Genomic DNA, 11,883 nt, shown 5'->3' with positions numbered 1-11,883 from the left:
TAGCCTGACTGTAGCACGACTTTAGCCTGAATACAAGAAAACGAATCCGACAGAGTTAAGGCTTCTCTGTCAGACCCGCTTGGTTGTTTACTCGAATAGGCGGTTGAACGTAAGGCTTGCGGGATAACGTTTTGATCTCGCCGAAGCTGATGAAACGCTTGGATTCTTCGTCCCACAGACGGAAGCGCAGGGCAGCCAGACTGGAACGCAGTGTAATCGTTGTTGCCTTCTGCAAAGGCGGTGTTGCGTTATGTGCTTCTTCCAAATAATAGTTGGGAACACGTGGGCTCAAGTGATGCACATGGTGGAACCCGATATTGCCACTAATCCATTGCAGCAGTTTCGGCAGTTTGTAATATGAGCTACCTTCTACAGCTGCTTTTACATAACTCCACTCATCTTCATGTTCAAAATACGTATCTTCGAATTGATGCTGTACGTAAAACAGCCAGATACCGAAGAAACCGGAGAAGAAAAATACGGGTGCTTGCACCAGTACAAAAGCCTGCCAGCCGATCAACCAACACATGGAGGCATAGAGGGCTACGATTAACACTGTAGTCAGATGAGTATTCATACGTTCTTTGCGTCTTGCACCTTTACGGTTAAAACGGTAAGCGAACAGGAATACATAAATGGGACCAATACCAAACATGACAAACGGATTACGATAAATACGATAGAAGAGACGACCCCAAGGGGAAGCTGTTTTGTATTCTTCAACGGTCATAACCCAGATATCGCCAACACCACGTTTGTCGAGATTGCTGCTGGTTGCGTGATGAATGGAGTGCTCGTTTTTCCATTGCAGGTAAGGCGTCAGGGTTAATACCCCTGTAATGGTGCCGAGAATGTCGTTGGCACGTTTGCTTTTAAAGAATGAACCATGACAGCAGTCATGGAAGATGATAAACGTTCTAAGTACAAATCCCGAGGCTACGAGAGCAATCGGAAATGTTAACCAGTAGGACACAGACAAGCTATAGTACGCTGCGGCCCATAATAATAATAATGGCAGTATGGAATTCACTAATTGTTGAATACTCAGGCGAAGATTGTTTTTCTCATAAGGGGTGACTTCTTTTTTTAGCGCCATTTCCTTGGATCTGCTCATTGACGTACGTCCTCCTTCAATGGTTAATAACTGTAATCAGTTATAACCTAACGCTTCCTGGGAAGATGTCTCCAAGTGAGGCGTTTTTATCATTGTATAAGAATGCATCCAGTACAGTAAGTCATAAACGTCAGTACACTGTAATGATGAATATCAATGACGACCCATGACATTTGTCATGGGTGGATGAAGTTAAACTGCTTTATATAGCCTAAATAAGCACGGATTTCGAATTCCTTTGTACAATTCGCGCAACAATTTGTATTATGTATACAAATTTTGTTCATGGCATGGTAGAATCTATCATTGAGTGGTTATGACAACTTATGAAATTGGTTGATAGGTTGATTTTCTGATGGATTGGATGGAGTGCATGATGAAGAAAAGAATAACGGATATTCTATTTATTATGGCGGGTGCATTTCTGTTTGCACTTGCAGTAAACCTGTTCGTCATCCCGAATGATTTGGCTGAAGGCGGCGTTACAGGGATTACTATTATTTTGTATTACCTTTTTGAATGGTCTCCAGGACTGATGAACTTGCTCCTGAATGGTATCCTGCTGATTGTGGGGTACAAGTTTCTGGACAGAACGACAACCGTGTATACCATTATTGCGGTGGTATTCAACTCGCTGTTCCTGCACCTGACCGAGAGCTGGACGATTGCATCGGACGAGCTCTGGATTAATACTATTTTTGGTGGATTATTTGCCGGTCTGGGTATCGGCTTGATTGTTAGAGTAGGTGGTACAACGGCGGGTACGGTTATTCTGGCCCGTCTTGCCAACAAATATCTGGATTGGAACATCAGTTATGGACTGTTATTCTTCGATCTGATCGTGGCATTCTCGTCTTTCTTCATTATAGGGCCGCAAGGTTTGATGTGTACGATTGTCATGCTGTTCGTCGGCACCAAAACGATGGAGTTCATTATTGAAGGGCTCAATCCGAAAAAAGCAGTTACGATTATATCTACCAAGCAGGACGCCATTGCTCAACAGGTCATTGAGAAGATGGATCGGGGAGTCACCGTTCTGTCCGGCCATGGCTACTATACAAAGAACCCGAAAGAGATCTTATATATTGTTATTAGCAAACAAGAAGTTCCAATGCTGAAGAAGATTGTGCGAGCGGAGGACGAAATTGCTTTCATAACGATCCATGACGTGCGTGACGTATTTGGTGAAGGGTTCATCGAATTGTCCAAATCGTAATGAAGCGTATATAAGGAATTAAGGAGCTGCGGTGTTTATCACTGCGGCTTTTTTCGATTTATATAGTGTAAAAGTTGAAATTAAATGATCTCGACGATTTCAGGATTTGATATTGAAATCATATCATCCGATACAGACAAAAAGCTGTACACGTATAAAGGCCGATGATATATTAAATTTAATTCGTTAAGAAACTTAACTAACTATACAGGGAGGCGATAAAATGGCTGGCACACCTCAATATATCCGCAATCTGAACGAGAATCTGATCATGGATGCGCTGATCGCAACTGGTGCAATGTCCAGGGCAGATATCAGTCGTCAGACCGGACTCAGCAAACCTACGGTGTCGTCGGCGATTGAACATCTGATTGAACGAAATCTGGTGCTGGAAACCGGTAGAGCCGACAATGCACAGGGTCGCAAAGCAACACTCATTCGATTCAACGAAACAGCTTATTATGTGTGTGGAATCGATATTGGGGCAACCCGAATTCGGATCGCACTCTCTGATCTGAATGGTGAGATTATGGATTACAGAACGTATCCGATGTTATTCGTTCAAAGTGCTGATCGAGTGGGGACGACTCTCCTTGATGTTCTTCGAAGCCATATGGATGAATTACTGACGGAAAACCAATTGAATTGGGAGCAGATTCAATGTGTTGGTTTTGGCATCCCTGGTGTTGTAGTCCCGGGATCTGGAGATATTGACCGAATCGTTGCCCCGTTAGAGGGATTGGAAAAGTTGCTCTCACTTGAATCATTGTCGGGGGTATTTTCGTGTGAAGTGATCCTGGAGAACGATGTGAACCTGGCTGCACTGGGTGAGTACAGGAGGGGAGCCGCAGCGGATTCCAATCTGTTTGTTTTTTTCTCCATCGGTACTGGAACGGGTGCAGGCATCATGGTGAACGGACAATTGCTACGAGGCATGGGTGGGTTGACAGGCGAACTCGCGGAGATGTTGTTGGAAGAGGGCCGTCGATTGGAGGATATCCTGTCTGCTGATGGTCTGATGGAACTGGCCAAGCGTCAGTGGGATGCCAGTCTTCTTGAGGACATTGATTCTGGTATAGAAGATCTTCGTGAACAGCAGACTCCTGAGAAACTGTTCGAAGCTGCCCGACGTGGAGAAACGCAGGCTGTGCACATTCTGAAACAATACAGTCAAATGATCGCATCGGCTCTGCGGCATATCTGTGTCGTTCTCGCTCCCCATCTCATTGTACTTGGCGGAGGTATTGGGGGAAACGGGGATGTGTTATTGCCGCACCTCAGACAGATCGTATCTGAACAATTCCCGGCGCAGCCGGAACTGATCTGTTCAGAGCTGGGCGAGCGGGCTGTAGTGACCGGAGCAGTGCAGGTGGCGTTACAACAAACGATGTGGAGTCTTCAGCAAGAGGCAACATTAAACATCAACTAGGCTGATTTGAAAATAGAGAAGATTCATCAGACATTGAACGGGTTGAACATCGCATATTAGGAGGACGAAGCCATGTTTACCGACAAAAAGGAATATTCATTTTCAACTTGCTGGAATATCAAACGTCACACTACGGGTCAGGGCATGATTGAGGAGATCAAATCTCTAGGGTTTAGACAGGTGGAGCTCAACTATAACGTTACAAATGAATTGTTACAAACAATTGAACCGATGATTGAACGGGGAGAAATCGGAATATCCAGTGTGCACAACACGTTTCCGCATGTACCAGATACCGATTATGGAACCGATTCGGTTCTGCTCGGTTTCGACGATGAGCCTCGTCGTAAGCGCGCCATTGAACTGCTGCTCGGTTCAGCAGAGTATGCACACCGATATGGTGCGAAGGCAGTCGTCGTGCATCCAGGTGAGGTGCCGTTTGAATATAATATTGATGAAGCATTGAAAAAGATATATCACGATCAAGGGCCGGACTCCTCGGACTATCAATCGTTGTGGCAAGAGATGATAGAGAAGCGTGAAGCAGTGAGCACACATTATCTGAAAAGGATTCAGGAGAGTCTGGAAGAAGTGTGTGAGTTGTCTGAACAGCGCGGGTACGGGGTGAATTTCGGGATTGAGACCCGATCACGCTGTTACCAGATGCCGACGCTGCAGGAGGCGGGTGCAATTATCCGCAGTATGAAAGGGGCACCACTCGGCTTATGGTACGACATCGGTCACGGGATGATGATGGACCGTATGGGGCTCTATGATAATGTACGCGAAGCAAACGAATTGATCGACCATGTCGTCGGAGTCCATATTCATGAGACGGTAGGCTTGTCGGATCATTGGTGTCCGTATATCCATAGTAAGGACATGGCGTTTTTTGATTCATTTCTGGATATTATTGATCGTTCTCCGGTCAAAGTATATGAGTTGAAAGCAGCATGCACGCCGGAAGAGATTGATGACAGTCATCAGTTAATTACAGCTCGTATCGCCGGACGTCAAGCGGCAAGTCAGCACGGATAATTTGCAGGTGAACAGCGACAATAAATAAATGTAAAGAGAGCGGTCAGAATACTCTTACCTTTCAGGTTAAGTGGTTTTCTGCCGCTCTCTTTCGATGTGATATTCTCTAATCTGCAATTATAAGATATAATATGCATTAATCAGGCTATGGTATCCCTTCCTTCTGAACTCTTACAATGGTATTAGGGGTGCCGCTTCCCTGATTTTTTTAGTTTTTGGACTGTGTCATACATATGAAGAATCGGCACAAAGCTAGGCCAATTATACCAATGCTGAATATATTATTGTCATGTGGGAGAGTACAATTGATGGACTTATTCTCAATCTATTTCAGCAGGAATTTGAAAGTGATCATCGCAGAGCGCAAAGGCAAGCTGCCTGTGCGTATATTGGCGACTGCACTGAGAAATTTGGAATCGCTGGGATATACGTTTTCGACGAATCTGATAGAGGTGCTGCGCACCTGGGAACGTGATAGATTCATTTCCTGGTTCGAGCGACTGATGGAAGAGCTTGAACAGATAAAAGGAATCCATTTAAAGGAAACCCTCGTGTATCCGAGATTTCCCAAGCGAAAAATGAATATTCAGGAAAGTAAGTTTTATTTAAATGCTCTGATGTATTCATGGAGACAGCAGCTTCTTGAAAAGGAGCAGGAGCAGCGCATATTACTGCTCAACAAGCTGCGACTGCGTGTGATTCATCTCGGCAGTGAAGCAGATTTTAACCAAGTGGGAATGAACCTGCTTACAGCGAAATCTGCGTTATCGCTAGTTGCAAGAGAGCAGTTGATCTGGTTTGCGACCAAGTACGAAGGCTGGGTCGCATTTGAGCCAGAAGCAGGGCAAATACCAGTAGGGGAAAATGCAGCCGTTTATTGTGCGGCTTTATTAAAGGCGGGGCGTGCTTCGGTGGAGCAATTCCAGCGACATTTGCACTCGGCAACAGATATATTGCGGCTGGCGGTGGCGTGTTCCGATGGAGATGTCAGTCTGAAGGAGATGACCCGTTTCCGTTCATTTACCCGATTTGAACGTCGGATCATACTTGCTTTATTGGAGGGTGCTTCAATCCCGTTGGAAGATTTGTTTCAATATAAAGAGCGCTGGAAGAGATTGGCCGAGCGACTACATCCGGGTGAATATCTTCACCGTTATCCAGAGGCATTAGCGGTGCTGGACCAATTGCGACATGGGGAACGACCGCTTACCTTTCATGGCAGAGTGGAGCGGGCATTTGAACAGAAAGAAAACCAGCTTATTCTGGAGACGCTCGCCGAACGTCCGGGAGAGATGGTCGGTCAGCTGGACCGAATGATACGTTCCGGTGTTGCGGTACAGCAAGTGATCGGCAAAATGGAAACTGTGGAAGAAAAGGTATCGACAAGGGCGCTGCTTCGAGTGTTGGCCCACTTCAGCACACGGACGGAGCTTCAGGTCAGGAGGAACTTTTTCCCAAAAGGTAACATGGCAAATCTGTATGTCTCCACTCAGCCATTGCCTCATCTCAATGTTGAGGATGTTCATAAGGTAATATCTGCGGTAGAACATACATTGTTGAAACGGTTTGCCAAGTTACCTTCACTCGGTAATGTCTATATTGATGAAAGACTTCAAGAGTTTTCGGTTCCATCGGGAGAACGAAGGGCAAGCGAATCTCTTCGAGCTCTATCGCGTGCGTCATGGATATCGTTACCCGCAGGAGATACCGTTCGTTTTTTTCTGTTGTGGAGAGAAGGCTTGGGCGGTGAGGAGCGAATCGAATGTGTGAATACCGATCTGTCAGGAGTGCTGTATGATGAGGATTGGCGTTATATGGACCAAACATTCCGGACCCCTCTGCAATCGAGTGAATATGTAGCTGCAAATAGCGGGCTTAAGGTGACTGCACCGGATGGAGCGGCGAAGTATATGGATCTGCATTTGCCATCCATTTCTAAGTTAGGCGCACGTTATATTGTAATCATGGTTAACGCATTCAGGGATAATGTCATCAAGGATTTGCTGGAGTGTTATGCTGGCTGGATGATGCGTCAGGCGCCACAGTCGGATGAAATATTCGAACCTTCAACGGTGCAGGAGCGAATCGATCTGACGGCAGATTCCCGTAATTGTATTCCAGCCATTATTGATGTACAGGAGCGGCGCATTTTGTGGTGCGATCTTGACTTGAAAAGACAGTCTAAAGTGCATCATCCGGTGGAGAACAACAAAGCCGATGTGGCTTTGATCGCTCGGGCAATGACGGAGTTGAAACGTCCCGATTTATATACCTTATTCATGCTTCACGCTAAAGCGCGGGGAACATTAGTTGAGACATTAGGGATGGCCAATCTCGTATTTACAGCGGAACTGGAGTCGATTCGTGTGGCTGAGGTGGCAGAGTATTTGACAGAAGGCCCACCCGTGGAGCGCACCGTGATTACACCTCTGGAGCAGGACTATATTGTGGAGCAGTTTTTGTAACATGTAGGTTTGGATTTTGGGCCATAGATCATTGTAAAAGGGGTATTTGTCACGTTGGACCTAAGCGGGTCACCATGACAAGTACCCCTTTTGGGTGTGAATTAGTTTTATTGAGCATATAAGCAGCATGAAAAGAGAATGGAGAAGTTCAAGGTCATTCCATTCAATTCACATTTTATTCGTACATTCGTTGTTCGACTTCAGCAAAAGCGATATCAGGGTTCTCATCGGAATTATCGATATAAGCCACGGCGAGGGCGGGCAATGGCCAGGCTACTTGCTTACGGGCAAGTGAAGCTGTGAAGGCATCCCAGTTCTCCAGCTTCCACTCATCCAGGGGTGATTGTCTGGCTGTAATTCGCTCACGATACAACGCTTCATTTGCAAGATAAATATAGGCCACACGTACATCTGTATCATCCAGGGAACGTCCAATCCGTGCGAGTTCCTGCTCGATCCAGTCCGGAGTTCCGATTTCTTTGGTGAAGGGTCCCACAACCACCGTATCGATACCCAATTGCACATTGTCCAATGCAGCATCCATCGTAATACGGTATCCCAAATCACGGCACAGCCGTTTGTATTCCGGTGAATCCCGATCGGATGGATCGAGTCCCTGCAGGGTCATGATGGCTTCAGCAGCAGGACGCAGCAGGATATCCATATCCAAAAAAGCAGCTTTATGTTTACGCGAGAGGGCTTTGGCAAGAGTTGTTTTGCCGCTCCCGGCCCCGCCAAGAAAGAAAATCAGTTTGCTCATGGTTTGAAATTGCCTCCTTATAATCGATAGAAAGAATATGTAATATGTGAGTACGAATAAGATATTCATGATGACCCCTCTGGTGTGAAAGGACTTGTTTATTTTATCATAAACGCCTTCAATAGATAGCTAGACAGAAAAGGAAGGATCAGGTAATATTATACCTAGTTTTACTATGCATAGATTTCCGATGTATATAACCGAGTGGTTTTTTAGGTTCATTAGAAGTTTTAAAAAGTGTGGTAAAAGTGGTTGTTGTTTTTGGACGTTGAAGCATGAACAAAAGGGAGTGACAGCTGTGCAGGTAAACAAACAAATGATTAAAGGCAGCACGGAGACATTGATTCTTACGTTATTGAAGGAACAGCCGCTTTACGGTTATGAATTGATCAAGGAACTCCATCGTCAATCCGAAGGTGTATTTAATTTAAAGGAAGGTACGTTATATCCCATTCTGCACGCGATGGAGCTTGAGGGTTGGGTGGAGTCTTACTGGATGGAGGTTGAAGGTAGGAAACGTAAATATTATTCCATTTGTGACAAGGGTGTGGAGGCGTTACAGCATAAAAAAGCCGAGTGGCTTTTATTCCGCGGTGCAGTGGATCGGGTGCTTGGGGAGGGGGGCTTAACATGACGGATCGACATGAGAAGATTAAACATTATCTTGATCAACTGTGTAGTCAGGTTAAGGCACGTGAAGTACATACTGATCTGCGTGATGAGTTTGGCAACCACATGGAAGAAATGATGTTGGACAAGGAACAGGAGGGACTGAGCCAGGAAGAGGCAGCTGCATACGCCATTGAGCAGATGGGTGATCCCGCAGTGGTGGGCAAAAGTATGCACAGATTGCATCGTCATCGCATGCATTGGGGGCTGTTAGTTGGACTAATTGGATTGGCTACAGTTAGTCTATTGTTAATGTGGATTTTTACAACCAATGTTACAGATGAAAAGTATCATCCCTTATATCGGGGGCATGTGGTGTATACCGTTATAGGTGTAATGATGATGTTGTTCTTTATCTACTTTGATTATCGTAAGTTGAAAAGAGCGGCCTGGTGGAACTATATTCTGCTTAATGTCATGTTGTGGATCAGTCCAATGATAACTACAGATTTTTATGGTAATAGCAGGTATTGGAGCTTATTTGGCTTAACAATAGACCTAACCACAGCTTCAGTGTGGATTTTGCCAATTGCTATAGGTGCCATTATGCTGGACAAGCTTCGTGCCAATTGCAATATGCAATCCATATTGACCTACACTGCTATGGTAGCGTTACCTGTAGTGCTATTGTTTCAAATGTCGGACTGGGTTCGCATGTTTCTGTTTGGCACAATGTCCATTATTTTATTTGGTTGGCTCACGCGAAAATGGCTTTATACCGTCGTAGGTGCTGCTATAACAGGAAGTATTTTTTTATTGTTATTGTTTTTTGCAGATCAAAACGGCCGCCTGAAGAGGCTGTCTGTCGTTTTGAATCTTCAGGATGACCCTAACGGGAGTGGCTATAGCAACAATTCCATTATTGAAGTTATTCGATCATCCGGCTGGTGGGGTAATGGGGTTAATACAACGTTCGACATGTTTAAAACGAGTTATTATAATTACCCAGGTGTGCTGCTTATTGATGTGTTTGGCTGGTCAGCCGGGATACTGTTATTGGTGGGTATCATCTGGTTTGTTGCCAGTATGGTGAAGACGCTTCCTCGCATCCGGGATGATTTTGGTCGTATGATTATTGTCAGTATCACCGCCGTGTTTGCATTGCAAATCATCTATTCGTTGGCGATGACTACCGGGAAGGTTCCAATCCTAAGTATTTCTTTTCCTTTTATTGGATACGGAAATCACCTGATGTTTGATTATGCCATGCTCGGTTTACTTCTCGGTATTTATCGTCGGAAGGATACCATTTCGAAGAGAAATGAAGAAATACGGCAGAAAGTGGATGCCGACCCAATGACCAGTTCATAAGTATCCAAAATCATTACCGCATCTTGAAACGAATGGATTGTTATGCTCGTTTAACGAGCATTCACGGAAACCAGATGTGCCGGAGGTTTACCCATCCCTGGCTGTTGAAGGAGAGGCCGCGAACGGAAGGCAGGTAGGCCGTCTCCACAGGTTTTTCAGTTAAATGGAACAATAAACTCTGCTGCACCAGAAATTTTTCGATCTGATCCAATTCGGCAGTTCGGTCCGCGGATATTTGGGAAGAAACAACGGTTTGCAGCATCTCTTGAACACTCTTCTTGGAAGAGTCCTCCAGATGTTCGGATAAAGTGAGATAGAGATCGTATCTGCGTAATTCTTCGTCCCGGTCCCGAATCAGGGAGAAGAGAATCAGATCGGATTCCAGTCTCAGGTTGCCTTTGAATTGCTCCATCGTGCCTATGCGGACAGTACATGTGAAGCCGTACATTTCCAATGACGATGCCAAACGTCTAGCATCCATCCGATACTGAGGAATGGTTGTGATGTGCAAAGGGATAGGTAGCTCAAAAGTGGGGTGCTGAGACAGATAAGTCAATTCTTCTGCGTGCATCAACACTTTATCAGCATCTCCTGAATCACCATTACTTTCATTCATGCCATTCCCATACAATTTAGTAATACACGCATGAACATGTGCTCTTACATCCGGATCGCTTAGCGGTCCGGTTTTTTGTGTATTACAAGTGAGTAGTTTGCGTACCATCACGCCTGCACTAATCTGTGTCCAGTCCCTACCCTCAGACGAGGATGGATTATGAACAAGGTGGAAGAAAGGAGATTCGATATCTTGCTTTTCATCCAAATGTGCAGGAGCACTCCACGGAATTTGTAGAATATCTACTCGGTCCAGATGCGCTCTGCCTTGAAAATATACTGGAAAAGCTTCAAGTCTGCACAGGTGATCATCCCAGGTTGTAACCTTGAAAGGCCCGGTTCCTATAGGCTTTTGCATGGTATTCGGTACATCTGGTTCCTTGTCTCCATCTCTATGTTGCCTGTACGTGGCTTGTGAAACAATCGCTGCACGGCTCGTAGAAAGAAAGGGCAAAAACAATTCGTGAGGTGCTTTGAGTTTGAAACAAACGGTCAAGGGATCTGCTGCTTCAAGCGATAGAATTTGTTTGCTCACATCGCGGTATAATGTCCGCCGTTCTGTGGATTGCAGTCGTTCAAATGTATACACCACATCCGCGGCTGTCAGCAGATGTCCATTGTGAAAAGTAATCCCTTTACGCAAATAAAAGAACCATGTTTTCCGGTCTGAACTGACATCCCAGGTATGAGACAGACAAGGAACAATCTCTCCATGTTCATTACGTTGAACCAGCCCGTCGAACACATGACTGGTGACAAAAGATTCTGCCAGCAAATTGATAAAAAGAGGATCAAGCGCATGCAGTTGTTGGCGGATCGGTAACCTGAGCGTATCAATTCGCTCATAATGGCTACCAGCTTCCGTATGGTGTCCAGAATAACCAAGCAGCCACTGGTTTAGGTGATCCTGCATTGTCGTAGAACTAGAATAAGCACCAACCTGTTCGGCGGCTTGCTGCAACTCGCGGCGATTCATGGCCTGCATCATGTATTCTGCAGCAATTTGATCAGCCGGAACAAGCAGGGTGAGTGTAGAACGCCGTCCACGTCCGCGCTGGGACACCCACCGTATCCAGTCTTGGGCAATCATTTTTTTGACGATCGTTAATGTGTTACGGTGTGTACACTCAAGCAGTTTCGCAAGGTCAGAAAGCGTTACTTCATGCTCTGCAAGTTGACCAAACTGGCTATGGAGCAGCAAATATTGCTGATGTAATTTCAAGGTTTAGATTCCTCCTGGAGGTTGTAGCTGATGCATCATATTAT

9 protein-coding genes are annotated in these 11,883 nt (G+C 45.3%); 6 read left to right on the top strand and 3 right to left on the bottom strand.

What is annotated here, in order from left to right; all coding sequences use genetic code 11:
* Positions 1 to 55: 55 nt before the first annotated feature.
* Entirely contained in the window at positions 56 to 1,114 is a 1,059-nt protein-coding gene (gene desA / locus DC345_RS06275; RefSeq protein ID WP_113052377.1) for a Delta(5) desaturase DesA, read from the bottom strand.
* 376 nt (positions 1,115 to 1,490) lie between these two features.
* Here desA and DC345_RS06270 point away from each other — a divergent pair, with 376 nt between their 5' ends.
* From DC345_RS06270 to DC345_RS06255, 4 genes are all read left to right on the top strand, one after another.
* The gene (locus tag DC345_RS06270; protein ID WP_113052849.1) at positions 1,491 to 2,330 is read left to right on the top strand and encodes a YitT family protein; all 840 of its coding nucleotides are present in this window, start codon (positions 1,491 to 1,493) and stop codon (positions 2,328 to 2,330) included.
* A 223-nt stretch (positions 2,331 to 2,553) separates the two neighbouring features.
* Positions 2,554 to 3,759: an ROK family transcriptional regulator gene (locus DC345_RS06265; RefSeq protein ID WP_113052376.1), complete on the top strand. Its 1,206-nt coding sequence runs from the start codon at positions 2,554 to 2,556 to the stop codon at positions 3,757 to 3,759.
* Between the two features lie 72 nt (positions 3,760 to 3,831).
* The gene (locus tag DC345_RS06260; RefSeq protein WP_113052375.1) at positions 3,832 to 4,797 is read left to right on the top strand and encodes a sugar phosphate isomerase/epimerase family protein; all 966 of its coding nucleotides are present in this window, start codon (positions 3,832 to 3,834) and stop codon (positions 4,795 to 4,797) included.
* A 308-nt stretch (positions 4,798 to 5,105) separates the two neighbouring features.
* A complete protein-coding gene (locus tag DC345_RS06255; RefSeq protein ID WP_113052374.1) occupies positions 5,106 to 7,262 on the top strand; it encodes a cytoplasmic protein in 2,157 nt (718 codons plus the stop codon).
* Between the two features lie 175 nt (positions 7,263 to 7,437).
* On the opposite strand, the gene DC345_RS06250 is transcribed toward DC345_RS06255, so the two are convergent.
* Positions 7,438 to 8,022, bottom strand: coding sequence for a P-loop nucleotide/nucleoside kinase family protein (locus DC345_RS06250; RefSeq protein ID WP_113052373.1), 585 nt, complete (start codon positions 8,020 to 8,022; stop codon positions 7,438 to 7,440).
* Between the two features lie 298 nt (positions 8,023 to 8,320).
* Between DC345_RS06250 and DC345_RS06245 the strand changes: the two genes are divergently transcribed.
* Together DC345_RS06245 and DC345_RS06240 are read left to right on the top strand one after the other, a co-directional pair.
* On the top strand, positions 8,321 to 8,656 hold the full coding sequence (locus tag DC345_RS06245) for a PadR family transcriptional regulator (protein WP_024631897.1): 336 nt from the start codon (positions 8,321 to 8,323) through the stop codon (positions 8,654 to 8,656).
* Entirely contained in the window at positions 8,653 to 10,002 is a 1,350-nt protein-coding gene (locus DC345_RS06240; protein WP_113052372.1) for an FtsW/RodA/SpoVE family cell cycle protein, read from the top strand. The genes DC345_RS06245 and DC345_RS06240 overlap by 4 nt, the downstream gene beginning before the upstream one ends.
* A gap of 61 nt (positions 10,003 to 10,063) precedes the next feature.
* Here the strand turns inward: DC345_RS06240 and DC345_RS06235 are convergent, their stop codons facing one another.
* Positions 10,064 to 11,839 carry an ABC transporter substrate-binding protein gene (locus DC345_RS06235; protein WP_113052371.1) on the bottom strand — a complete coding sequence of 592 codons (1,776 nt, stop codon included), beginning with the start codon at positions 11,837 to 11,839 and terminating at the stop codon, positions 10,064 to 10,066.
* Positions 11,840 to 11,883: the final 44 nt, after the last annotated feature.

This window comes from Paenibacillus taichungensis (assembly GCF_003287275.1).
GTDB lineage: Bacteria > Bacillota > Bacilli > Paenibacillales > Paenibacillaceae > Paenibacillus > Paenibacillus taichungensis_A.
This window is presented reverse-complemented; position numbering and strand designations above follow the sequence as displayed.